Annotated in this window: 25 protein-coding genes and 1 pseudogene; 17 read left to right on the forward strand and 9 right to left on the reverse strand. The window is 32.9% G+C overall.

The window, feature by feature from the left end; translation table 11 throughout:
* Positions 1 to 171 precede the first annotated feature (171 nt).
* Together LAV82_RS28605 and LAV82_RS28610 are read right to left on the reverse strand one after the other, a co-directional pair.
* Positions 172 to 552 carry a hypothetical protein gene (locus tag LAV82_RS28605; protein ID WP_211079466.1) on the reverse strand — a complete coding sequence of 127 codons (381 nt, stop codon included), beginning with the start codon at positions 550 to 552 and terminating at the stop codon, positions 172 to 174.
* A 113-nt stretch (positions 553 to 665) separates the two neighbouring features.
* Positions 666 to 1,430 carry a COG4705 family protein gene (locus LAV82_RS28610; protein ID WP_223268917.1) on the reverse strand — a complete coding sequence of 255 codons (765 nt, stop codon included), beginning with the start codon at positions 1,428 to 1,430 and terminating at the stop codon, positions 666 to 668.
* Between the two features lie 443 nt (positions 1,431 to 1,873).
* Here LAV82_RS28610 and mreC point away from each other — a divergent pair, with 443 nt between their 5' ends.
* The 7 genes from mreC (at position 1,874) to LAV82_RS28645 (ending at position 8,014) form a co-directional block, all read left to right on the forward strand.
* Positions 1,874 to 2,665, forward strand: coding sequence for a rod shape-determining protein MreC (mreC, locus tag LAV82_RS28615; protein WP_029324503.1), 792 nt, complete (start codon positions 1,874 to 1,876; stop codon positions 2,663 to 2,665).
* 167 nt (positions 2,666 to 2,832) lie between these two features.
* On the forward strand, positions 2,833 to 3,528 hold the full coding sequence (locus LAV82_RS28620) for a response regulator transcription factor (protein ID WP_499717453.1): 696 nt from the start codon (positions 2,833 to 2,835) through the stop codon (positions 3,526 to 3,528).
* Positions 3,529 to 3,850: 322 nt separating this feature from the next.
* Entirely contained in the window at positions 3,851 to 4,519 is a 669-nt protein-coding gene (locus LAV82_RS28625; protein WP_499717454.1) for a response regulator transcription factor, read from the forward strand.
* Positions 4,516 to 5,934, forward strand: coding sequence for a HAMP domain-containing sensor histidine kinase (locus tag LAV82_RS28630; protein WP_499717455.1), 1,419 nt, complete (start codon positions 4,516 to 4,518; stop codon positions 5,932 to 5,934). Before LAV82_RS28625 ends, LAV82_RS28630 begins: the two co-directional genes overlap by 4 nt.
* Before the next feature lie 138 nt (positions 5,935 to 6,072).
* Positions 6,073 to 6,762, forward strand: a complete 690-nt coding sequence (locus tag LAV82_RS28635; protein ID WP_499717456.1) for a phosphatase PAP2 family protein — start codon at positions 6,073 to 6,075, stop codon at positions 6,760 to 6,762.
* A gap of 50 nt (positions 6,763 to 6,812) precedes the next feature.
* Positions 6,813 to 6,971 carry a hypothetical protein gene (locus LAV82_RS28640; RefSeq protein WP_211079470.1) on the forward strand — a complete coding sequence of 53 codons (159 nt, stop codon included), beginning with the start codon at positions 6,813 to 6,815 and terminating at the stop codon, positions 6,969 to 6,971.
* A 299-nt stretch (positions 6,972 to 7,270) separates the two neighbouring features.
* Positions 7,271 to 8,014 carry a polysaccharide deacetylase family protein gene (locus LAV82_RS28645; RefSeq protein ID WP_274589034.1) on the forward strand — a complete coding sequence of 248 codons (744 nt, stop codon included), beginning with the start codon at positions 7,271 to 7,273 and terminating at the stop codon, positions 8,012 to 8,014.
* Positions 8,015 to 8,299: 285 nt separating this feature from the next.
* Here LAV82_RS28645 and LAV82_RS28650 read toward each other — a convergent pair whose 3' ends face one another.
* Positions 8,300 to 9,502 (reverse strand): COG4705 family protein, encoded by a 1,203-nt coding sequence (locus LAV82_RS28650; protein ID WP_499717457.1) that lies wholly within the window; start codon positions 9,500 to 9,502, stop codon positions 8,300 to 8,302.
* Between the two features lie 948 nt (positions 9,503 to 10,450).
* Between LAV82_RS28650 and LAV82_RS28655 the strand changes: the two are divergent.
* Positions 10,451 to 10,732, forward strand: a pseudogene (locus LAV82_RS28655) (citrate transporter); the annotation flags it as partial.
* Between the two features lie 250 nt (positions 10,733 to 10,982).
* Here LAV82_RS28655 and LAV82_RS28660 read toward each other — a convergent pair.
* The 4 genes from LAV82_RS28660 to LAV82_RS28675 form a co-directional block, all read right to left on the reverse strand.
* Positions 10,983 to 11,261, reverse strand: coding sequence for a hypothetical protein (locus tag LAV82_RS28660; protein ID WP_499717458.1), 279 nt, complete (start codon positions 11,259 to 11,261; stop codon positions 10,983 to 10,985).
* 56 nt (positions 11,262 to 11,317) lie between these two features.
* Entirely contained in the window at positions 11,318 to 11,800 is a 483-nt protein-coding gene (locus LAV82_RS28665) for a hypothetical protein (RefSeq protein WP_499717459.1), read from the reverse strand.
* A gap of 80 nt (positions 11,801 to 11,880) precedes the next feature.
* Complete coding sequence (locus LAV82_RS28670; protein WP_499717460.1) at positions 11,881 to 12,249, reverse strand: hypothetical protein; 369 nt, start codon at positions 12,247 to 12,249, stop codon at positions 11,881 to 11,883.
* A gap of 259 nt (positions 12,250 to 12,508) precedes the next feature.
* Positions 12,509 to 13,117, reverse strand: coding sequence for a TetR/AcrR family transcriptional regulator (locus LAV82_RS28675; RefSeq protein ID WP_499717461.1), 609 nt, complete (start codon positions 13,115 to 13,117; stop codon positions 12,509 to 12,511).
* Positions 13,118 to 13,312: 195 nt separating this feature from the next.
* Here LAV82_RS28675 and LAV82_RS28680 point away from each other — a divergent pair, with 195 nt between their 5' ends.
* The 3 genes from LAV82_RS28680 to LAV82_RS28690 all read left to right on the forward strand — a co-directional run bounded on the left by LAV82_RS28680 (position 13,313) and on the right by LAV82_RS28690 (position 15,946).
* Positions 13,313 to 14,050 (forward strand): SDR family NAD(P)-dependent oxidoreductase, encoded by a 738-nt coding sequence (locus LAV82_RS28680; protein ID WP_499717462.1) that lies wholly within the window; start codon positions 13,313 to 13,315, stop codon positions 14,048 to 14,050.
* A 210-nt stretch (positions 14,051 to 14,260) separates the two neighbouring features.
* Positions 14,261 to 15,046: an SDR family oxidoreductase gene (locus LAV82_RS28685; protein ID WP_013056516.1), complete on the forward strand. Its 786-nt coding sequence runs from the start codon at positions 14,261 to 14,263 to the stop codon at positions 15,044 to 15,046.
* A 126-nt stretch (positions 15,047 to 15,172) separates the two neighbouring features.
* Positions 15,173 to 15,946: an SDR family NAD(P)-dependent oxidoreductase gene (locus tag LAV82_RS28690; protein ID WP_499717463.1), complete on the forward strand. Its 774-nt coding sequence runs from the start codon at positions 15,173 to 15,175 to the stop codon at positions 15,944 to 15,946.
* 904 nt (positions 15,947 to 16,850) lie between these two features.
* Here the strand turns inward: LAV82_RS28690 and LAV82_RS28695 are convergent.
* Positions 16,851 to 17,312 carry a hypothetical protein gene (locus LAV82_RS28695; RefSeq protein WP_211079475.1) on the reverse strand — a complete coding sequence of 154 codons (462 nt, stop codon included), beginning with the start codon at positions 17,310 to 17,312 and terminating at the stop codon, positions 16,851 to 16,853.
* A 757-nt stretch (positions 17,313 to 18,069) separates the two neighbouring features.
* Here LAV82_RS28695 and LAV82_RS28700 point away from each other — a divergent pair.
* The 4 genes from LAV82_RS28700 (at position 18,070) to LAV82_RS28715 (ending at position 21,175) form a co-directional block, all read left to right on the forward strand.
* Entirely contained in the window at positions 18,070 to 18,558 is a 489-nt protein-coding gene (locus LAV82_RS28700) for a DinB family protein (protein WP_211079476.1), read from the forward strand.
* Positions 18,559 to 18,815: 257 nt separating this feature from the next.
* Positions 18,816 to 19,640, forward strand: coding sequence for a putative protein N(5)-glutamine methyltransferase (locus LAV82_RS28705; RefSeq protein WP_213018323.1), 825 nt, complete (start codon positions 18,816 to 18,818; stop codon positions 19,638 to 19,640).
* A gap of 203 nt (positions 19,641 to 19,843) precedes the next feature.
* Positions 19,844 to 20,506: a sigma-70 family RNA polymerase sigma factor gene (locus LAV82_RS28710; RefSeq protein WP_098548749.1), complete on the forward strand. Its 663-nt coding sequence runs from the start codon at positions 19,844 to 19,846 to the stop codon at positions 20,504 to 20,506.
* Between the two features lie 522 nt (positions 20,507 to 21,028).
* Positions 21,029 to 21,175 carry a sporulation histidine kinase inhibitor Sda gene (locus LAV82_RS28715; RefSeq protein WP_029321131.1) on the forward strand — a complete coding sequence of 49 codons (147 nt, stop codon included), beginning with the start codon at positions 21,029 to 21,031 and terminating at the stop codon, positions 21,173 to 21,175.
* Between the two features lie 6 nt (positions 21,176 to 21,181).
* Here LAV82_RS28715 and LAV82_RS28720 read toward each other — a convergent pair whose 3' ends face one another.
* Positions 21,182 to 21,310, reverse strand: coding sequence for a hypothetical protein (locus tag LAV82_RS28720; RefSeq protein WP_255286331.1), 129 nt, complete (start codon positions 21,308 to 21,310; stop codon positions 21,182 to 21,184).
* A 528-nt stretch (positions 21,311 to 21,838) separates the two neighbouring features.
* On the opposite strand from LAV82_RS28720, the gene LAV82_RS28725 reads away from it, so the two are divergent.
* Complete coding sequence (locus LAV82_RS28725; protein ID WP_074892878.1) at positions 21,839 to 22,159, forward strand: YbjQ family protein; 321 nt, start codon at positions 21,839 to 21,841, stop codon at positions 22,157 to 22,159.
* 2 nt (positions 22,160 to 22,161) lie between these two features.
* Positions 22,162 to 22,392, forward strand: coding sequence for a hypothetical protein (locus LAV82_RS28730; RefSeq protein ID WP_213018324.1), 231 nt, complete (start codon positions 22,162 to 22,164; stop codon positions 22,390 to 22,392).
* The last annotated feature ends 782 nt before the right edge of the window (positions 22,393 to 23,174 follow it).

Genomic DNA, 23,174 nt, shown 5'->3' on the forward strand with positions numbered 1-23,174 from the left:
GTTTCCCAACTCAATTTTGATATATAATTAAAATAGAATAAACCTGTGATTTAGTCTATTTAGATGGCAAAATATAAAGGTTATAAAGGAAAATATAAAGATGAATGTAAATAACAAATGGTTTTTAGCTAAGTATGAGCCAGCATCCAAAGTAGGGGCTTATAAGTGGGACTACAAATTTGATAATAGTGCAATCCAATAGAACTTCCATTTGCTAAAGAATTGGTACACCAACGTAAGTATAACTGGGATAACCGCAAAATCAACGGAATTAAACCGATGGGTAAACACTAGGAATTGATGAGGGTAGCTCCATACATCAAAGAACTTTCCCAGTTCATCCACAATACCTACTAATACAAAGCTAATGAAAAATACTAAGAGAATAAATACCATTCGTTGTCGGTCAACTAGCAGATAAAAAATGAATAGAAAGAGCGCACTTAAAATCACAATTAGCCACCATTGGGCACTAAATAAATCGTGATGAAGCCAGTAATAGTATTGTTTATCATTGACATGCTGGGTAAGAACTTCTAACTGATTAACCATAAACACCACCTCCGTACGAGTATGTGCGAAAAAGGGGGTGTTCATGCAATCAGTCACTTCATTAGATTTTTCCTTTTTATGAATTTTATAATGTATTAAATAAAAAAGAAAATCTACAGCGCTTGTTCTGAACTTACGTTATTTTGTTTAAATGTTGTATAAATCATAAAGGCAATAAGAATGGAGGCTAGGACTAGAGAAGATCCTGTCGTACCTAAGTCCAAACCACCTTTTTCATGTGGCTTTGTCAAAAGATCTCCAAATGTTGCTCCGAAAGGGCGAGTTAAAACAAATGCTACCCAGAATAAAAATACACGAGAAATCTTTGTATAGAAGGTACATATAACGATGAATGCTAGTAAGCTGCCGATTAAAATAGCTCCACCTATGTACCCAAGGCCAGACGTATCAGACAAAAAATCCCCTAAAGCTGTACCTAATGTGTTTGAGAAAAGAATGGCAATCCAATAAAGTACTTCAGCCTTGCGATTTCTAATATAATTGATATTTAATGAACGCTCGCTAAAATACCAATATGCAAATATCGACAACAATATAGTGATTAATATCATCGAGCCTTTTGCGTAACCTAATGCCAGTGTACGGTCCATAAAATCAGACATTGTTGTGCCAGCTACGCTAGTTGACAGAATAACAGTCCAATAAAGGGCCGGAATATATCTCCTAGAGCTCAGTTGAGCTACAAGTGTAATTAAAAATATGCTAAAAAAGATTAGCGTACTAACTGCGTATCCAACTCCCAGTGTTTGTGCTAATAAGTCACCTGCGGTTTCACCTAGTGTCGTAGCAGAAATCTTCATAATCCAAAAAACAAGGGTAATTTGTGCAATTTTATTCATTGGCGAAGATGCTTGCATTTTTAAATTTTCTCTCCTTCTTGTGCTAACTGTTTATTCTCTTAAATAAACGGCACACATACCTAAAGTTTTTCTAAAAAATTCTTTAAAAGCCTTATCATTGCAATTCAAACTGTACAGTCTTTTTATAAAATGAAAATGAAAAGTAAATAAGAATTTAATGAGATTTCTATAAAAAACTTTTCATTGAATTCTCATTTAAATTTCATTTAAATTTCATTTAAATTTCATTACACAGTATTAAATTTAAATCATATGAGCCAATTTTTTTAAACTTAACGTTATGCCTTCAGCTTCTGAAACAAGAAAATAAGTACAATTCATTGAAAGAAGGAGAATGTCAAACAGCTATTAAGAGTTCAAAGATGATAATACTTAAGAAGTTTTTAAGAAACAGCTAATAATATTATAAATAGCATGACTATTGGTAGGAAGGTGCCATTTTGATACGTTTTCAAAGAAAGAAGAGAAGACATAGATATATTTTGATAGGAGGGATTCTTGCTATAGGAGGATTCATTGTTGTTGGGAGCTTGTACAAAGATAGCTTACCTTTTCTAGACAAGGTTTCTTGGAGTGAACCTCAACAAGTGAGTCAATTATTTTCCACTTACCGGGAAAACGTTACCTTAAAGAATAAACTAGCCACTGAAAATCAGGATGAAGCAAATGTTTATAAGTTGGAATATGAAAATAAAGCATTTAAAAAAATTCTAAAAACAGAAGCTAAGGTGAAAGCCTATAATCCTGTAACAGCTACCGTAATTGGTCGCTCAACGAACAATTGGAACAATGAAATAACAATTGATAAGGGAAAGAATCAGGGGTTAAAAATAGATATGAATGTGCTAGGTACAAATGGAGTCATTGGGAAGGTATCTAAAGTTTTCTCGTCAACCTCTATAGTAGAACTAATTAGCTCAAACCTTAGGACAAATCGCATGGCGGTAATGTTAAAGGATAAGAAAAACGTAAATGGAACATTAGAAGGCTATGATGATAAAAAGGGTAATTTAATTATTAGAAAAATTCCTAGTGAGGCTGAGGTCAATGTAGGAGATAAAGTTCAAACCTCTCCTATCAGTTCAATTTTTCAAGGGAAATTAGCTTTAGGAAAAGTAATTAAAGTAAAACCCGATGAATATGGACTAACACAATTGGCCATTGTAAAACCCTCATCCAACTTTAATGATATTAGTGAAGTAATTGTTATTAAAGCAAAGAACAATGGGTAGGGAATTTGATATCACATCTTAATAGCAGTCTTTTATCTTATGTTTTTATGTTCAGCACTTAAAATTCCCTATCTTTCAACGAGGTGTTGGTTTGTGGTAGCTATACACTTCTCTTCGTTATGGGAACAACGATATGTAAAAATCCAGAGTTTGAAAAGAGGGGTTCGATGAAAGAAAGCATTCTAATTGTGGAAGATGAAGTAGAAATAGGAAACATATTAAAAATGGAACTTGAACATGAAGGTTACCAAGTGAAAATAAAAAACAATGGAAGAGATGGTCTCGAAACAGCCTTATCAGATTTGTTTGATTTAATTCTACTTGACATTATGCTGCCGAAAATGAGTGGTATAGAGGTCTTGCGTAAATTAAGAAAGAGAGAAAATTACGTGCCTATTATTCTTTTAACAGCCCGTAATTCAACTCTAGACAAGGTAATGGGATTAGATCATGGAGCAAATGATTATATAACTAAGCCATTTAAAACTGAAGAATTGCTAGCTAGGATACGTTCTTTACTAAGTTATAAGCATCTTGTTATTAGAGATAAGACAGAAAATGACTCATTATTATTAATTAAAGATGTAGTTATAAATACCGAATCAAGAGAAGTAATTAGAGCTGGGCAAAAAATCTGCTTAACACCTAAGGAGTATAATTTATTGGTTTATTTGGTCCTTCATAAAAATAAAACGGTTACGCGTGAAGGTATCTTACTGAATGTATGGGGATATGAATACGATGGCGACACAAATGTACTTGATGTTTATATAAGTTATTTGAGAAAGAAAGTTGAAGAAGGATTTAGTACCTCACTCATTGAGACTGTTCGAGGTATAGGATACACCATTAAAGAAAGTTAAATTTTAATAGTAAGAATATGCACAGTTCACCATGACGTTTGACATCGAAGGTTCTAAGGGGAATCTCGAGAGTAGCTTTATATGATTGATTAAAGAAGATTAAGAAATAATTTCATTTATTCTTAATCTCTTTTTTATTGAAATCTAATTTTCACTTGATAAATTGAAGAAAAGGTTTGAAGGAAGAAGAGGAATTATAGAAAAACTCAGTTCATCTTTTTTATTATTATCTTTTAAAATCAGGGTACATAGCATCAGCATTCATTAATGATAGAAAAAGTTTCTATGTTTTTTTATTTTTAGACAAAGGAGAGTATCTTATATGCAAAAGGTACTAATTATAGAGGATGAAGAAGGATTAGTAGAATTTTTAGAACTAGAACTAAAATATGAAGGATATTTGGTTGACGTAGCTTATGATGGGCGCGCTGGTTTAGATAAAGCAACCAAGCAGAATTACGATATTATATTACTTGATTTAATGATGCCTGGATTAAATGGAATTGAAGTATGTAGAAGACTCAGAACAACTAAGGATACTCCTGTTATTATGCTCACAGCTAAGGATAGTGTAATGGGGCTTGATAATGGGGCCGATGATTATTTATCGAAACCATTTGCAATTGAAGAGTTATTTGCAAGGATGCGAGTCATTTTTAGACGCCAAGAAAACAACAAGATGTTGAATCAGAAGCTACTATTAACATTTAAAGATATTGAACTTGATTTGGAATCAAGAACAATGATAAAAGAAAAAAAGCCTATTGAACTCACGAACAAAGAATTTGAACTTCTAGCCATTTTTATGCGTAACATTAATAAAGTATTGACGAGAGATATACTGTTAGAACAAGTGTGGGGGTACGATTCAGTTGTTGAAACGAATGTTGTAGATGTATATGTCAGATATTTAAGAAATAAATTAAGTGCAGAGGACAAAGAGTTATATATTCAAACTATTAAAGGAGTTGGGTACGTGATGCGTGAATGAGAAAAGAGATAACATATATAAAAGATTTACCTATAAGATGGAAGATAACTTTATGGTCTTCCATGTTTTTATTTTTTCTTTTTCTCTCTTATAACCTCTTTCAATATATTGTGATTGATAACGGTATTTTAAATTATGAGAAGCAAAATGGTATTCATCAATTAAAAGAAGTTCTGGCTTTTATTCAATCTGATGATGAACCTTTATCTTTAAACCAAATTGAAAACAGTGAAGGATACTTATCAAAAATTAATGAGAAGAATCAGCTGATTCGGATTCTTGATACGAAAGGAAACGTTATAACTAGTACCTCAAATAATGTTTCACCAAACTGGCAGCAACCGAAAACAGTGAAGCATCAAGAGTATAAAGTGATTCGAAAGAACGACGAACGTCTACTCGTTCTTCGTTCTCCTATCGTCACCGACAACTTCTCTGGAACGGTTGAAATTATTAGAAATATGGAGATGTCCGATGCCTTTATGGATAAGATTTTCTTATTAATGATTGCTGCAGGAGTAGGATCGCTTATCTTTAGTATTTTAGGTGGAACAATTCTAGCAAAGAAAATACTATCTAACATTCAAGCGTTAACATTGACGATGAAAAAAATAAAAACGAATGGTCTTGAAGAACGTGTTCCAATTAATGGAAAAAACGATGAATTTGCTCAATTAGGTAGTTTATTTAATGAGTTGATGGATAGCCTCGAAGACTCCTTTTTACAGCAAAAACAGTTTGTAGAGGATGCTTCACATGAATTAAGGACTCCGTTAGCCATTATTCAAGGACATTTGATGTTGTTAAATCGCTGGGGCAAAAATGATGCTGCAATACTAGATAAATCCTTGAAATCCAGTCTGAAAGAAGTAGAGCGTTTAACGAATCTGGTGCAAGAATTATTAGAGTTATCCCGAGCTGAAAATAGTCTGATAAATCCTGTAGATGTTGAATCTATCAATGTATGGACGACTGTCCAACATGTTGTAAGGAATTTTGAAGTACTGTATAGCAACTATGAGTTTAAAATAAAACATTCACATAAAAATCTTTATGTGAATATTTCTTCTCGACATCTAGAACAAATATTGATCATTTTGTTAGATAATGCAGTCAAGTATTCTAAGAAGGAAGAGAAAGAGGTAGTTATAGACTGTTCTCTAATCAATGAAAAGGTATCCCTTAAAGTAATGGATAAAGGAATTGGAATTCCAGAAGAAGATATACCCTATATTTTAAATAGATTTTATCGAGTGGATAAGGCAAGGAGCAGAAAACAGGGAGGGTTGGGCTTAGGGCTGGCTATAGCCAAACGCTGGGTTGAACAGTACCACGGCATTATTAACATTGAAAGTAAAGAAGGGGAAGGAACAAATGTAACGATTGTATTGCCTCTGTTTAATAACTCTTTATAAATGTGCATATAAAACAAGCTCTTTATTTTTAATACTCCTAACTGCAAAAACAAAGAAACATTAAAATGTAAAAATAAAAAGACCTTATCACATTCCATCAAAAGTAGCTTGATAAAGGACAGAAATTAGAGGTGTAGTATGAAGTTGAAATTCCAATTTACACTGGCTTTTATGTTAAGCATATTATCCCTTCTTTGTTTTAGTGGGATGGCTATTTTAATTAGTGGATCAAAAATTGAGGCATCCGATCATTCTATTATATCGTTTATTCAAGGATTCGAATCTCCTGGGTTAACGGCTATTATGAAGTGTTTTACTTTCATTGGCTCTACACCATCCGTTGCAGTGATTTCTCTCTTTAGTTTATTTTTTCTTTATAAAGTATTAAAACATCGAACGGAGCTTATTTTATTTATAGCCATTATTGTAGGCTCTCCAATTCTTAATGAATTGCTAAAACTGCTTTTTCATCGTGCACGTCCTGACTTTCATCGATTAATCAAAATAAATGGTTATAGTTTTCCAAGTGGACATGCTATGAGTGCCTTTGCTGTTTACGGCGTTCTTTCATTCTTGCTCTGGCGTCATATTCCTACTCGCTGGGGACGTACACTTTTAATCGTTACTAGCATTATAATGATTCTGACAATAGGTATTAGTCGTATTTATTTAGGTGTGCATTATCCTAGCGACGTTATTGGAGGGTATTTTGCTAGTGGTTGCTGGCTTGCTATCGCCATTTGGTTTTATCAACGTTACCTAGAAAAACGTTTTGAACAAAAAAAACTAAGCAAAGTAGAGAGTGAATACACTTATATAAAGACATGAAAGCACAACATTAGGTGACAAGGATAGTAATAATTAAGTGGGTGGAGAGAATGAATCATCAAAAATCAAAAGTACTGATATTAACAGGTAGCTATGGAGCAGGACACTATCAGACGGCTCGAGTATTATATCAGAAAGAAGCTGCTCGACATACAACAAAGGGATCCTTTTCAGAGAAAGGTGCAGAAGGCATTCGAGTACTATTATGATTCCATTTTTCTTAGTTTGTTCCAAATTACGAAGTATTCTCTAAAAATTGCCTCGTTCTATTTATGCCTGTGCTTTGAAGTAAGATTCTCTGAAAGTTAATTATCTTCTCGCTAGCCTCTATACGTTAACCTCTCTCTATATGTAAGTGTATATACGTAAAGGGTTATCTTCTTACAGTAAGCCAGGAAAGGTTAGTGTTATTCTGCGACAAACTTATAGTCCACGGTAGAGGACTTATACATAAAAAAATACTCAATAGGTTATCTTAACACATAACTTTCTAAAGAAGGGAATGCTTATGAGAAGAATGGTTTTGTTGCTTGGGGTATCTTTATTTACCACGTTTATAATGAGTGAAGAAAAAGTTAATGCCTATTCATTGATGAGTCCATTATTTTCTATCCCTCTACCTCAAGAGCATGTCATTCATTCTGTTCCTACCCAAAAGAAGAGAATAGCTCTTACGTTTGATGATGGACCAACATCAGATGAAACGGTACAAATCTTAGACCTTTTGAAAGAATACGATGCAAAAGCGACTTTCTTCGTCGTAGGGTCTCGTGTAGAACGTTATGCATCTATTGTTGAAAGAGAAATACGAGAAGGTCATGAAGTTGGCAACCATACATTTCATCATTTGATTTGGAATCGTAATGTTTCCGAGAAACAATTAATTAAGGAAATTGAATTAACACAGAAAGCTATTTCTAATATAAGTGGGTATCAGCCTTCATTATTTAGACCCGTTCAAGGATTTTACAACCAAAAACTCGTGGACGTGGTAGAACACTCTAACTTGCAGGTCGTGTTGTGGTCTCAAAAGCATGATACGCGTGATTGGGATCGACCTGGGGTAGAGTATATCGTTCAACATGTATTAAATGATATAGAAAATGGAGACATTATTCTTTTGCATGACCATGTGAATGGGAAAAGTCAGACTATTTTGGCTCTCAAACGTATTTTGCCCGCCCTAAAAGAAAAAGGGTACGAATGTGTTACAATTTCTGAGCTATTAAAAACATTTGAAAGTACGCACTAATATTTACGCAGGTCATAACCTTTCTATTTAATTCGTCTGCGATTATCTTCCTTTTAGAAAATAGGAAGTTTTATCATAGGAATAAGAAATACATAATAGTCAGTCTCTCTCTAAGAGTTAACTATCTGACTTTTGCTGTAGAATTAGTGTTTTAGTCATATGTTATGAAAATAAAAGGTGTTAATTTTAGATGAAATTCCAATTTACATCGGCTCTTGTATTTAAATATGATAATAAAAACCTGTCTTTGAAATAAAAAAGGAATCGCAAATCGCGATTCCTTTTTTATTTATTAGCTGCGTTTAGTGCAATCAGTGAATTATTAAGAGCTGATTTGCACTTATTATCATCAGGATTAGATGAACGAGCTGCTGCTAATACCACATCAATAGTTCCATCAATTTTAGTCCATTTAGAACCATCTACTTTTCTAAGTTTAGCTTCCGACGAGTCCCATTGATGTTCTAAATCGTCTGCTCCTTTTTTCGTTGAAGTAAAGTTTTTTGAATTCACATCCTTGAGCATGTCATTTTCAATTTTAATAAAATCCTTTAATTGCCCAGATAATGTAGCTTGTGAAGCAGTGGATTGTGATGCTATATCATTACTGCGCCAGATATAACCACCTATACTTAGAACTAAGAAAAGGCAAAGCACTACAATGGTTTGTGTCAAAATCTTTTTCTTACTTGCACGTGTTTGGCGTGTATCCACTATTTCACTTTTTGAAGTTATATCAATTTTTGTAATAGCAAGAAAAACGATTATTGCTAAAATAGCTAAAAGAAAAATAACACTAGTAACAGTTGTTCCCAAACCTAATCCACCATTAACTTTTGTTTGTGATAGGTAATCTCCTAATGATGCTCCCAGTGGACGAGTAAGAATATAGGCAATCCAAAATGCTAAAATTCCATTAAGTTTCGATTTGTATGCCAAAAAGATACAGCCTATGATAATGATGACTGTTACTCCCGTTTTAAGATATCCAAAACCTAGTTGTTCAGAATATAAATCACCTACTGCTGTTCCAAGTGCAAATGTGAATAGAATAGTAAGCCAATAGAAAACTTCTCTTTTTCTTGTATAAATTGAATGTATAGAGAGTGTTTTTTCACTCAGGTACCAAAAAAGAAAAGTTAATCCAAGTAGAACGGAAAAGACAATTGTACTAACTTCAAGAGGTACTCCCATTGCATCTGTCAAATTATCAGTTACTAGTGTTCCAAATACACTTATAAGCACAACCGTTGTCCAATAAATCTCTGGGACATATTTAGTTGCTTTAAATTGAAGATACAATAAAATAAAAAATGCTATTCCCATAATTATAGTAGTGAGAGTTAACCCAAATCCAAGGTTGAAATTTAGAAAATCAGCAAATGTTTCACCTACAGTTGTGCATAAAACTTTGATTATCCAGAAGAAAATTGTGACTTCTGGCACTTTATTAAGTGAAATACCCAATTTATTTTGGTTCTCTTGCATACACATTCCCCTTCTTTACAGTGGTTTCCCACAACTTTTTTTAAAGAACAAGCTGATTGTTCTTTAGCATTGCCATACATTTTAGAATTCAAAAAATGAGTGCAATTTATATCAATTTACTCCATGAATTATTTACTATTATTTGTTTTTGTTGAAAGTAATTTTTGTCAAAAAACACCTCATATCCAATATGTTTTTAACGTTAAGATAATTGTATGGCAATACTCTTAAGTATCTATGAAAAATAAATTAATAATTCATTAGAATAGTTAATATATTTTTTAATTTATACATACTACAACGAAGCTAATGAAAAAGACTAAGAGAATAAATACCATTTGTTGTCCGTCAACGAGCAGATAAAGAATAAATAGAAAGAGCACAATTAAAATTACAATTAGCCATCATTGAGCACTAAGTAAATCGTAATGAAGCCAGTAATAGTATTGTTTATCATTGACATGCTGGGTAAGAACTTCTAACTGATTAACCATAAACACCATCTCCGTACGAGTATGTACGAAAAAGAAGGGGATCCATGATACTTTAAAATAAAATTTAATTATACTTAGATGGATCTTACTAAACTGATACCTTTTTAGTTCAATAAGGTATTTAATGTAGTTGAAAAAACCAACTTTTAGTGCTTATAAATTTTATGATGAAATAAAGTGAATAAAACAAATTCTTAAAAGAGAAGTAAAACATAAATTGGTATAAGATATGAAGGGGGAATTTTCATTTGTCGTCAAATATCTTTAAGCAATAACACATTGACCTTCAAAAATTAGTTTTTTTCTTTTCTTAATAAATAAAAGAAACTAATTAATATCATTTCTCTTTAATCGATTAGTTATTAATGATGGAGTGATATCTTTTTCTTATCTAATTGAAGGCATATGAAAAATATCTAAAAGGAAATAGGGCTTAATCATGCATATTATTCTATTTACTTCCTTTATGTCTAATGATGCATATTACTTTGGAATTCTACCAATAATTGCAGAAGCTGCTAGTAATTATGGAGTGGATTCTGGGGAGATTGCTCGAGCTGCTCTTATGGGACCTGGCGTTCATCTATTAAGTCCACTCGTTGCCTCAACCTATCTATTAGTAGGGATGGCGAAAGTTGATTTTGGGGAATTCCAAAAATTCACTTTACCATGGGCTATTAGAACATCGGTTATAATGATTCTTGTATCTATTGCAATGGGAGCTTTTTCTTTATAAGAGGAAATCCGATTAAATAAAAAGCCTTTGCTTTAATAGGTTAAGCAAAGGCTTTTGTGTTATGTCTGAACTTGAAGCTCATTTACAACCTATTTTTGATCATTTTTAATAAGACAATTTCAATAATTCAAAGAAAAACCTTGACTTTATTCCTTTAGCGTTTTGAAACAGAATCAAACCTACCTGCCGTAGAAGTATACGTTTGTAGTTAACATAAAACGTATTATCGGCAATTATTGAAATACCTATATTAAGTTAATAAAATACCTAGCGTTATTTTTTTAATCCATTTTTTTAGTTCTATATCTTCATGAAAATATATATTTGGTTCAATCTCTAAATCTATACATAATAAAAAAATAAGGTATTCATGTAGTTGATCTTCATCAGAAGAGAGCACATTTCTACTCTCTAGGTTTTGAACCCATTTATAGGACCGTTGATTAAATTGTTCTCTAGACATCTTTCCTTTAAGAACGTTCTCTAATTTATTTATCAAGTCTTTTTTAGTTGGCTGACTTTCAAACATTAATTTCACCTTTCCTAAGTATTTATTAAAGTTACCATAATCAGCATTCTAGAAGTTTATTCAAAGCTTTCAGGAGACCAAACTGCTATATCATCGCCTGGAGTTGCTACTAAAAGCCAATCACAACTACCACCTGCAAAATGATCACCTAGTTGCCAGCACTCATAATTCGGGTCGTGACCGTTTACAAACAAGATGCTGCCTGATTCAAATGAAATAATGAGATGGGGCGACCGATGACCTAATTGAACATTGACTACTTTTTGTCTCTTAACATCCCAAATATGCTTAAAATGCTGTTCTTCGGTATGTGGGGGGACTTCTTTCTCTGAGGATGGGTAGACAAGTGGAACGTCATCATATACCGTCCACTCTGTTTCAATCGTTAAAACGAATGCATCATCTTCCTTTCGATCGTAGTGAGTAAAGGTCAGGGAAATGGCGGAAACCTCACACGTGAACTCTATTCCATCCATTTGACTACCCACAAGTAAATACTGTAAAGCTTTTTCTGCTAATCTCAGATTCTCTATCTTCAAAGTCGTTTCTCCTTTTAAAGTTTTTATCCTTATTATTTCATGTATGAGTGCATACATTTACAATTACCATGATATGCGTTCTAGGAATCTAAAACCTCTTTTAGCACAACTTTAAATTTGGGTCTAAATACTAAATCCATAATCATTATAAAACGGTCAATTCCTTGATCTATAAATAATCGAATTACTTTGCTTTCTTTATTGTTATTCATGATCTCAATCTTTGTAACTGATTCGAGTCTGTAGTAAAAGATTTCATCATCTTCTAAATCCGTTACTGAAAGCGAGAAAGAATTATAGAATGGTGAGATTTTCACTTCGAACCTGTTTATTTCGTTCGTAAAGATAAAAGTGGACTCATCGTACAAAAAGCTCTCATTTTTGTCCTTTTTAAGTGGAATACATTCAAATAATGAAATAAAGTCTAATTCTTCGGGACAATCTCGCATTTGTTTCCTCCTTGGTTGAAACTATCTATTTAAATAGATCCTTTTGCACAGTATTAAAAAAACAAAAATTCCTCAATTATTTTCCCATATACTTTAATACTCTTCAATTACCTTATGTATACTCCATAAAAAGCTAGTTACCATAATCAATGTTACCGGAACCTATAAACAAAAAGAGAAGATCATGCTTCTGAACTCCTCTTTTTTATTTTTTATATAAATGAGCAAACCAATCAAGATGCTAAAATTATTAGTTTATTTACCTTTCATTTCCAATATACTCGATTGAGTATATATGTGTTTTCGCTAGATCAATGACTTCGTGAATAAATTCGTCTGGATTTTGCTTAAATCCATTCCGAATCCAATTCTGAAGAAGGCCATAAAATCCATAGGCTGTATAACGTTTAAAATACTCCATATTAACTGCTATATTGTTGATGGTTTCAAAAATAAATTGTTCCTTATAGATCTTTAAGATCATTTGAGGAAACTGTATATGTAACCCCGGTAAGGTGTCATCGTAATTAATGAGTTCAAAAAAATTTCGGTTTTTATAAATGTAGAAAACGATGTTTAAATACGGTGCATTTAGCTTAGTTGTATACACTTTACGACCAGGTACATATGGACTGCCTACTGAAGATTCTAACCCTTGAAGCATGGAAGCAAGCAAATCTTTAGCAAGTTCAATTTTGTCAGGGTAATGAATATAAAAGGTACTGCGATTATAAGAAGCATAATCAACAATATTTTTTACAGTTACGGTATGGTAGCCCTTCTCTTTTATGAGTTCAATCAATGCCTGTTTTAAATGTTCTTTTGTACGATTTTGACGTTGAGATGGTGTATTTTGTTCATTATGCATGAAAAAACCTCCTTTAAAGTAGACAGATTTATCGTAAGTGTCTAGTTAGTGGACACTTACTGATATCTTAATGATTGTTAAATATGAACAGAGTAGTACAATTAAATTATGAACAAAAAAGCACAGATATAAAATATATCTAGCATTTTTACTCTAAATATGGTAGATGATTTTCAATAACTAGGAGGATTTAGAATGGGAAAATTACAAGATAAAGTAGCTGTTATCACTGGTGGAGCATCCGGTATTGGGGCAGCAACGGCACGTTTATTTGTTTCAGAAGGAGCCAAAGTAGTTCTTGTAGATTTAAATGAGGAAAAAGGAAAAGCTTTTGAGAAAGAGTTAAAAGAGCTTAGCCAAGAAGTTCTTTTTATAAAGGCAAATATTACGAGTGAAGAAGAAGTCAAAAATATTTTCAAACAAACTGTTGAAACGTTTGGTAAAGTGGATGTTGTTTTCAATAATGCTGGTATCGGTCGGGTTCATCCATCACACGATTTAGAGTACTCAGAATGGCGCAAAACTGTCAACGTGGACCTGAATGGAGTCTTCTTGGTAGCACGTGAGTCCATTCGTGAAATGTTAAAAACAGATGGTGGTACCATTGTTAATACAGCGTCTATGTACGGTTGGGTTGGATCACCCGGTTCAGCTGCCTATAACGCTGCAAAAGGCGGCGTGATCAACTTAACTCGTTCACTTGCACTTGAATATGCAGAACAAAATATCCGTATCAACGCATTATGCCCAGGTTTTATTGATACACCAATTATACCAGAAGAAGACAAACAAGCTTTAGCTGCAATTACACCATTAAAACGTTTGGGTAAAACAGAAGAAATGGCAAAAGCAGTATTATTCATGGCCTCTGATGACTCTTCATATATGACTGGTAATAGTTTAACCCTTGACGGTGGATATACAGCTCAATAATAAATTTAGAAGGTGAACCCTCTTGCTTTTTGAGTTTTAAACAGGAAATAGTTAGCTTTGCCGGATTAAATGTACCACTTGGGTACTAGTAGATGACTTACATGATTATGTATCTTTATTTCAAGATATTTTAATTAAAGGAAACATAATAGAATATCTATCATAATTTATTTGCCATTTTCTATGAGAATAATAAAGGAGGAATTTTCCATGGTTAATCGTTTTGATGGGAAAGTAATATTAATTACCGGTGCAGGATCCGGTTTGGGTCAAGCTTCTGCCTTACAAGTAGCAAAAGAAGGAGCAAAACTTTCACTCGTTGATCTAAACGCTTCTTCATTACAAGAAACAAAAAATAAAGTGTTAGAAGTTGTACCGAACGCAGAAGTGTTACTTATCACTGCAAATGTGTCAGATGAAAAAGAAGTAGAAAACTATATAAATAAAACAGTTAAGAAATTTAAGAAAATCGATGGTTTCTTCAACAACGCGGGAATCGAAGGAAAACAAAGTCTCACAGAAGATTTTGATATTGATGAATTCCAAAAAGTAGTTAATGTTAACTTAAATGGTGTGTTTTACGGCCTAAAAAGCGTATTGAAAGTCATGAGAGAGCAAGGTTTTGGCTCTATTGTTAATACTGCTTCAGTTGGTGGTATTCGTGGTTTAGGAAACCAATCTGGTTACGCAGCTAGTAAACACGGTGTAGTTGGATTAACAAGAAACTCGGGAATTGAATATGGTCAATACGGAATCAGTATCAAAGCCATTGCACCCGGTGCAATCATGACACCAATGGTCGAAGGTTCATTAAGACAAATTGATTCAGAAAAATGGGAAGAAGCAGGAAAACAATTTGTTGAGACAAACCCGATGAAACGATTTGGCAAACCAGAAGAAGTGGCTTATTTAGTCGCATTCTTATTGTCTGATCAAGCAAACTTTATAAATGCAACTGTTATTCCAATCGATGGTGGTCAATCTTATAAATATTGAAGATTTTTGCGAAAACTAAAGTTACTGCACGATCATAATTTCATTTATAAATAAGGTAATAATAGAGTGAATTATCATAGAACACATAAACCACGTATAAATAATTAATAGAAGGAATGATACATCATGGGAGATTTCTCAAATAAAGTTGTTTTAATTACGGGTGCTGCTGGGGGTATTGGTATCGCTACGGCAAAAGCTTTTGCTAAGGAAGGCGCAAAGCTAGCATTAGTTGATTTAAAAAAGGGAAGCTTAGAAAAGGCAGTTAAAGAAGCAGGGATTAACGATGCTTTATTATTGACTGCAGACGTAACAAATGAAGAAGAAGTAAAAAAATATGTTGATGATACTGTTGAAAGATATGGAAGAATTGATGCATTTGTAAACAATGCAGGGATTAATGGGGATTTTGCAAATATTGTGGATCAAACCGTTGAAAACTTTAAAAATGTATTAAATATTAATGTCATTGGAGTATTCTTAGGTTTAAAATATGTCATGAAAGTAATGATGAATCAAAAAGAAGGTTCAATTGTAAATATGGCATCTAATGGTGGATTGCTAGGTGCACCTGGAATGAGTTCATATGTAGCATCTAAGCACGGAGTGATCGCTCTTAATAAAACAGCAGCACTTGAAGGTGCAGAATATGGCATACGTTCTGTTGCAGTTTGTCCTTCGGGTGTAGATACTCGGATGATGCGTTCTATTGAAAAAAATGCAATGCCAGGTAAAGAGGAAGAAGCCAAATCTGTTTTTGAAGCGTCAGTACCAATGAATCGTTATGCTGAGGCTACTGAAATCGCCAACTTAATCACATTTTTAGCTTCTGAAAAGGCATCATTCATATCAGGTTCTTATTATCGTATTGATGGTGGACAAGGAGCTACATCGGTGTAAAAAAGACTGTCCTAATAGACTGAGGTGAATATAAATTTTATCTAACAATCAGGGCTCTCCTCATAATAGTCTATATATAAAGCCGGCTTTTCTATTTAAGGGAGAAGTCGGTTTTATTATCAAATACTTCTTTTAAATAAATATACACTGTAAACTAGCAACAAAACTAATAAAGATAAGGCTATCCAATAAATACTCATTAGGCTGTTTGGAAAGTAAGTAATAGCTCCGTATAAAAGAAAAGCAGTTATTAGAAAAAAACAAATAAATTGACCTAAATAACTTGTCAAAAACCGAACAATCTCTTTCACTTAGTTTCCGCCCTTTTAAGTCTTTTTTTCATTTTCGTTAACTCCACTCTCGTTATTTTCCTTATAATTACATTTTATCAGAGATTATGTATCAGTTCAGGATGTATGCTATAGTTAGTTACCATAATGTACCTTCTAGGAACTAACAGAACCTTCTAGACCATTTCTAGAAGGTTCTGTTGTTAATTCTTCTTTAATTTCTTTATAAAATTAAAAATAAAAACTCCAATTCCAAATAAAACTACCAGGTTAAAAATCTGCCAAGCAATATCTCCCCAGTTAATACTTGTTACGCTCACAATACCGCCTCCCATAATATATACGAATAAATCCCATGAAAGTTACAAATTTACATGATTTAAGCTTATATATTCTAGGTAATCTATTACACATGATATACAAAGATAGTTAACATAATCACAGTTATCTGAAATTAAATAGGCGATTCTTGTTGAACTAATACCTTTGTTAGTTCAACAAGATTTTTGATATTCATATGATAGTTTATGTCCTACAACTAATTTTGAATCTAAATTTTTTCGTCCCTTTTTGACTAGAATAAATATATATTTCTAACCTTTAGTGAATTATGTTCATCTTCTTTTACTTTCAAAAATGTATTGAAATCCATACAGGAGAAAGGCCTTGTAAAAGAAGTAAAGAAAGAATTGAAATGCATTAAATCGAACTAATTTAAATAATTTTATTTTTACAAATAAAGTTTTAGCTAAAAATGCAAAAAATAATTGAAAAAGAGCATTTAGAGTAATAAACTTTTTAAAATTTCCGTATGTCCATTTTAATGACCATAAAGCCACCGCCAGCATTGGACCTATTAAAAAAGGAAATTCATTATAAATAAAGGAATGTGGTTTGTTATAAAAAGACCACCATCTAAGTTTCTTTCCAACAGGAACATCAATACAATTTATTAAAAACACAAAAATAAAAGCCGGGAAAAATCTTTTTATACTACGCCGGTCCAAAAAAGATATTGATACCCAAGAGAATAATACCATGGCAATATTAAATAACCACTTATTTTTCATTGACATATTTAAACTTCCTTTTATTTCTTTTTATTTAGAATTTCTTTTTTTGAAAGAAAATATGCATTTATGGTTAGTTAATACCAAATGCTTTTTAAACTAATCTGTTCGGTTTGTTGAAGAAGATAATACATATGTAAATAGCCCATAAATTCATTAGTGGACCATTTATTTTTTTAATGAATATGATATATATGTTTAGTTACCATAATAGATTTTCGAGGAATCTTTATAATAAAAAAGATTTGGAGGAGAATACTATGTAAAACAGTAAAGGTGGCTTCAACCTAATATGTATCGAAAAATAAATAATAAGCTAAGCTTTATTTTAATTATGGGTTTTATATCTATGATAGCAGCATTTGCCCAAACTCTTTGGTTACGAAACACTTTAGAAGATCTAGAAAGACGAATAACTAAAAAGTTCAATAATTATAATTAAAAATACATACTATTATGCACCTTAAGCAAACTACTCAAGACGCTGTGAAGCATCCATTTGGAAATCCTCATGGTTTATAGAGTTGACAACATGCATCGCAGAAAACCACTGATATAAGCCAGTGGTTTTTCTGTTTTTAAGCTGCATATCTTATACATCTTTAGTTAACATAATACAGTTAGGAACAAAACAGCCTATACGACTTTACTTATTACTTTTTCTTACTCCTATGAAATAGGTATCTATAAATATTTGTCGAACTAATTAATACCTCATTAAAAAAGAGTCAAAGTAAAAAATACAATAAAGGGAGGAATTAATTTGCAAACTATGTTCCATTATAACTGGTTGGTTAGAGAAGAGTGGTATCAATGGTGTGAAAATATTCCACTAGAGGAATTACTTAGGGAGCGAACAGGAGGGGTAGGAGGAATACTACATACTCTCTTTCACATTGTTGATGTAGAGTGGAGTTGGGTTCGTATTCTTCAGGGAAAAGATGATTTCCAAGAGATTTTTGAGGAATATCAAAGCTTAGAAAAAGTTCGGCAGCTAGATACAAACTTTCAGCTTGAGGTAAGAGAATTTGTTAGATCTTGGAATGTAGAAAAAGAAAATAATATTCTTTATGATCCACAACCAGATGGAAGTATAGTAACTGATACTTGGGGAGAAGTTATGCGTCATATGATTGCTCACGAGATACACCATATTGGACAATTATCAGTATGGGCTAGGGAAATAGGAAAAAAACCGGTTTCAGCCAATCTTATTGGTAAAGAGCTTAGTCATACATTGCCAAAAACTTAATTTAATGAACTTTATTGCTAGATTTCATGGCTTATAGTTAAGAGAATATGGGCTTTTAAGTTTCGGCAGCTTCCATTATACGCGATACTCTTTACTAGTTACGGTAGGAAGGTACTCTTAAGAATACCCTCACTAACTATATGATATACACCTTGCTTATGCAATTAAAGGACACTTGAAGAAGGACTCCTCTAAATTTCAAGGAACTAGTTATCAATGAATATAACTTCAATAAGATATTTGGAATGGTGAAATGAATGGAGAAACAAATTCATAATTATATAGACAAGAAAACAGAGGAAATTATAATAAAGAAGCTTAGAACTGCCGGTTGTGTTTTTGCAGAGAATGAGGCCCGGTTACTTATTTCAGAGGCTCAGACATTGGACAAACTCACCGACATGGTGGAACAGCGAGTAACTGGTCTTCCCCTCGAACATATTATTGGTTGGGCAGATTTCTGCGGTATTCGAATAGAAGTGGAACAGGGAGTCTTTATACCACGCCCGCGCACCGAGTTTCTTGTTAAACAGGCAGCTTTTCTTGCTACTCCAGGATCCATCATAGTTGACTTGTGTTGTGGTACGGGTGCAGTTGGAGCCGCGCTGGCCAAAGTCATAGGCCCCATTGAGCTGTATGCAACCGACATCGACCCAACTTCAGTAAAGTGTGCACGTCAAAATACTACTTTCTTTGGGGGGAATGTGTATGAAGGTGACCTCTACCATCCCCTTCCATCTGCATTACATAACCGTGTCGATGTCTTGGTTGCAAACGCCCCCTACGTGCCTACGGATTCAATTGAGTTGTTACCTCAGGAGGCACGTAAATATGAGAAAAGGGTAGCACTCGATGGAGGGATGGAAGGTCTAGATGTCCAGAAACGGGTAGCTTCTGAAGCACTAATATGGCTGGCGCCCCGTGGTTATTTACTTGTCGAGACTAGCCAGAAACAGGCCTTTCAAACGGCTGAGATACTTGCTCAAAATGGACTAATTCCCAAAGTAACACATTGTGTCGAACTAGATGCTACAGTTGTAATTGGAACTCGGATCAGTAGAGTAAACAAAGCTTGTAAATAACATAAACCACATTGATTCTGTTAACTAATTTGGCATCTATTAGTGTATATATAAAATAAAGACACATATGAGGTTTTGTATAGTCTCTCTTTTCTTTCTATCTGAATATTCTTTTTACTCTTTGCTTTTTCGACATTTTTTATACCTTCTCTTTTTTATAATATAAAGTGCATAGAAAGCATAAGACAAGAGGAGGAACGCAAATGAACATATTAGCCAACGTAAAACCAAGAGAAGAAAAGACAATTTTAAGTGATGAAGAGAGTGTTCAAGCGTTTCAACTGGGCGACGAGGTTGCTTTCAACCTATTAGTAAAGAAATATGAGTATTTAGTCTGTTCGAAGGTAAAAGTATACTTCTTATTAGGAGGAGATCGAGAAGATCTCTTACAGGAGGCAAAGTTAGGATTATATAAAGCAGCGCGAGATTTTAGAATAGAAGGGAAAAGTTCATTTAGAGGCTTTGCGGAGCTATGCATAACACGTCAACTTATTACAGCTATAAAGGCAGGGAATCGTCAAAAACACTCACCTTTAAATAATGCTCTTTCTTTAAACATATCTAGAAATTCAAAACGAGCAGAAGATGACATAACCCTTATGGAGATACTTCCTCATCCACAAACAGTATGTCCGGAAAAGGCGGCTGTAGAAAGTGAGAATAAAAGAGAGAGAGAACAAATCTTGCAAGAAATATTATCAGTCACCGAACAAAACGTATTTGCCCTATACATGAATGGACAAACATATATGCAAATCTCTAAAAAACTAGATCTTTCCCACAAAACAGTAGATAATGCACTTTGCCGAATTAAGAAAAAGATGAGGCATCGAATGAAATACCTTTATTTACAGGAATCATCCTGACAAACACGGAATAAAAGAAGAAAGTTACTGTAAGCAATGATGTTTAAAGGTGGAAAACATCTAGTACATAGGTGTTTCTTTTTTTATGGGTTCTTTTGATTTATCATAAAGATAATATTGATTAATCTAACAGAATATGATGGCAATGGAAGAGCAACAAATTGTTAAACAGGTTATAGGGACAGTGTTTTTTCTTTTCTAGATAAAATAAACAATATATTAAGTGAGAACTCTATAGAGATATCAGTTTCTATAACAGTAAGTTGAGAAGAGCTAAAAGTTCATTATATTTACTCACTTATAATTCTAACTAAAGTGTTGAGTTATCAAAAGGGAAGATGGTGCATAAACGATAACTGCGTAAAGGTGAGTGAGCTCTTGAAGATAAGAGCTCGTTTTTGCTAGGGTTCTGCAAACTATATAAGCCAAAAACAAGATATAGATATTTTTTAAATACTTAACATCAAATTCAACTTGTTATATATTTAAAGATGTTGCTTAAAAAAACAAGTGAGGAGAAGTATGGAGAAATTAAATGATCAAACATTGTTAGCATCGTACTTTAAAGCAATTGAATTAAAGCTAGATAAAGATTTCATTCTTATTCTGGAAGAAGAATTGAAAAGAAGGGGTCTACCCTTCGTTCCTAAAACAGATAGGAGTAATTAATTCAGATTACGCTTCTATCTGTTTTTCCTTTTTTACAACCCACATTAGAAATTCCTTTTCTTGATTAGTTAGCTTTCTATTTAAGGATTGTTCAAACTTTAAAACTAACTCTACAAAACGTTGCATGGTATCCATTTATGTTATAACTCCTTGAGTTTATTATTAAGTATAGAATAGGATTAAGGTTTTTATTTTGTCAAATTTTGTTTGGTTTTAATACTGAAATTTTTAAAAAGCATAAAAAACAAATGAAGACTAATGATTTTATAGAAAAGAAAAGCCCCAAAGCAGTTTTGAACACTGACAATAGGACTTTTCTTAGAAAAAGGTTAAGATGTATATTCTTATGTGTTATGCAACGTTGGACTTTTGCATAAATCTATTTTAACACAAAAAAATTAGGTTAGTAAATGTTTCAGTTAGTGAATGTCTTTAATTTAGAAGTAGAATAAATAAGTTAGACCTTGTATAAGAAGGCCAATTTTGTGCAAAGAGATGAAATCTACACACCTTGAAAGCACATGTGAATCGGCAATATATAAAAAACTGTACAATAGAGGGGGAGTGAAAAACACATACAAATAAACAATAATTGAGGGTTGCTATGTAACTCATTCATTTTAAATATCTTGTTAATATCATAAATAAAAGGAGAAATGGTTAATGATTATTGTTACAACAGAAAATGTGCCAAACTATAAAACAGTAGAAGTAAAGGGTCCTGTGTTTGGATTAACTGTACGAGCAAGAGGGATTGGAAATGATATTCTTGCTGGGTTAAAGGGACTCATTGGTGGCGAAATTAGTCAATATACAGAAATGCTTGAGGACGCAAGGAAGCATGCGTTAGACCGTATGGTGAAAAATGCCCAAGTGATGGGTGCCAATGCAATAATTATGATGCGCTTTGATTCTGGTGAAATTGGAAACAACATGAGTGAAATTGTGGCATACGGGACCGCAGTTATTGTAGAAGAGATGTAATAATGGTGAATATAATCATTATTTATTATGTATTGATAAGTGTTGGTATCTTGATTTTAGCCCTACTATCATGGCTCATTTGGGATAAACGCTTTCGAAACCGACATGGACAGGATATACCGAATGGATTTATTCGCACAGATGAAGTTACGCTTGACCCAACAACAAATAAAAAATTGCGCGTATACTACAATCATCATACGGGAGAACGTTTTTATAAGGAAGAAAAGTGAGCTCTATTTCTACTTTACATAATACCTCTTTCCGGTACACACGAAAAAAACGATTCCTTGAGTATCAAGGGATCGTTCACTTTTTGTTTTTCTTTTTTATACAGTGTTTTATACACCGGTGATTTAACAGGCTTTTTAACTTATTAAAAGGACAAATGAATGCATAAAAGAAGGCTATTTATATATTAATCTCTTTTATGAATAAAGCCAGTACAACCACCCAAAAAGTCATAACATCGAAAAAGTCACTGTCATATATTTCTGCGAAAGGTAAACTAAAACTTACCACTGTCATTACTAAAGCAAGAAATACGGTTCTGGTGCAAAGATTGCATTTATTTGAAAGAGGTATATAAATGCAATCTTTGCACCAGAACCCTAATTCTCCGGAAGAGAGAGATTTACCTTCTTAATAGTTTTAAAAAATATATTTATGTATATTTCTAGAGAGTGCTTATCGAATATAATCACTCTTTTTATATTACTTAGATAATCTCGAAGAATCCTATTTTTAGTTCTTTTATATCATTTTTTCAATATTTATTGACTGATGCATCAATTTAACACTACAATGTGTAGTGTTAAATTGATGCATCAAAATAATTAATAATTACAGTAGCATATCGTAATACATAATTATACGAAAAGCGACTAGAGAAATTATATTTGAGTGCGTTTGATTATAAAGTAGGAGGATTTTTAATGTTCAAATCAGGTAGTAATATAGGTAAATATGTAATTTCATCGGCATTGGTAACATCCGTAGCTTTAACATCAGTACT

Source organism: Bacillus sp. ILBB4 (assembly GCF_035064545.1).
Lineage (GTDB): Bacteria > Bacillota > Bacilli > Bacillales > Bacillaceae_H > Priestia.

Excerpts from the sequence above, each read along its gene's own strand:
- LAV82_RS28605 (WP_211079466.1), bottom strand. The coding sequence starts at position 552 with ATGGTTAATCAGTTAGAAGTTCTTACCCAGCATGTCAATGATAAACAA.
- LAV82_RS28610 (WP_223268917.1), bottom strand. The coding sequence starts at position 1,430 with ATGCAAGCATCTTCGCCAATGAATAAAATTGCACAAATTACCCTTGTT.
- LAV82_RS28620 (WP_499717453.1), top strand. The coding sequence starts at position 2,833 with ATGAAAGAAAGCATTCTAATTGTGGAAGATGAAGTAGAAATAGGAAAC.
- LAV82_RS28625 (WP_499717454.1), top strand. The coding sequence starts at position 3,851 with ATGCAAAAGGTACTAATTATAGAGGATGAAGAAGGATTAGTAGAATTT.
- LAV82_RS28630 (WP_499717455.1), top strand. The coding sequence starts at position 4,516 with ATGAGAAAAGAGATAACATATATAAAAGATTTACCTATAAGATGGAAG.
- LAV82_RS28635 (WP_499717456.1), top strand. The coding sequence starts at position 6,073 with ATGAAGTTGAAATTCCAATTTACACTGGCTTTTATGTTAAGCATATTA.
- LAV82_RS28640 (WP_211079470.1), top strand. The coding sequence starts at position 6,813 with ATGAATCATCAAAAATCAAAAGTACTGATATTAACAGGTAGCTATGGA.
- LAV82_RS28645 (WP_274589034.1), top strand. The coding sequence starts at position 7,271 with ATGAGAAGAATGGTTTTGTTGCTTGGGGTATCTTTATTTACCACGTTT.
- LAV82_RS28650 (WP_499717457.1), bottom strand. The coding sequence starts at position 9,502 with ATGCAAGAGAACCAAAATAAATTGGGTATTTCACTTAATAAAGTGCCA.
- LAV82_RS28660 (WP_499717458.1), bottom strand. The coding sequence starts at position 11,261 with ATGTTTGAAAGTCAGCCAACTAAAAAAGACTTGATAAATAAATTAGAG.
- LAV82_RS28670 (WP_499717460.1), bottom strand. The coding sequence starts at position 12,249 with ATGCGAGATTGTCCCGAAGAATTAGACTTTATTTCATTATTTGAATGT.
- LAV82_RS28675 (WP_499717461.1), bottom strand. The coding sequence starts at position 13,117 with ATGCATAATGAACAAAATACACCATCTCAACGTCAAAATCGTACAAAA.
- LAV82_RS28680 (WP_499717462.1), top strand. The coding sequence starts at position 13,313 with ATGGGAAAATTACAAGATAAAGTAGCTGTTATCACTGGTGGAGCATCC.
- LAV82_RS28685 (WP_013056516.1), top strand. The coding sequence starts at position 14,261 with ATGGTTAATCGTTTTGATGGGAAAGTAATATTAATTACCGGTGCAGGA.
- LAV82_RS28690 (WP_499717463.1), top strand. The coding sequence starts at position 15,173 with ATGGGAGATTTCTCAAATAAAGTTGTTTTAATTACGGGTGCTGCTGGG.
- LAV82_RS28695 (WP_211079475.1), bottom strand. The coding sequence starts at position 17,312 with ATGTCAATGAAAAATAAGTGGTTATTTAATATTGCCATGGTATTATTC.
- LAV82_RS28705 (WP_213018323.1), top strand. The coding sequence starts at position 18,816 with ATGGAGAAACAAATTCATAATTATATAGACAAGAAAACAGAGGAAATT.
- LAV82_RS28710 (WP_098548749.1), top strand. The coding sequence starts at position 19,844 with ATGAACATATTAGCCAACGTAAAACCAAGAGAAGAAAAGACAATTTTA.
- LAV82_RS28715 (WP_029321131.1), top strand. The coding sequence starts at position 21,029 with ATGGAGAAATTAAATGATCAAACATTGTTAGCATCGTACTTTAAAGCA.
- LAV82_RS28720 (WP_255286331.1), bottom strand. The coding sequence starts at position 21,310 with ATGGATACCATGCAACGTTTTGTAGAGTTAGTTTTAAAGTTTGAACAA.
- LAV82_RS28725 (WP_074892878.1), top strand. The coding sequence starts at position 21,839 with ATGATTATTGTTACAACAGAAAATGTGCCAAACTATAAAACAGTAGAA.
- LAV82_RS28730 (WP_213018324.1), top strand. The coding sequence starts at position 22,162 with ATGGTGAATATAATCATTATTTATTATGTATTGATAAGTGTTGGTATC.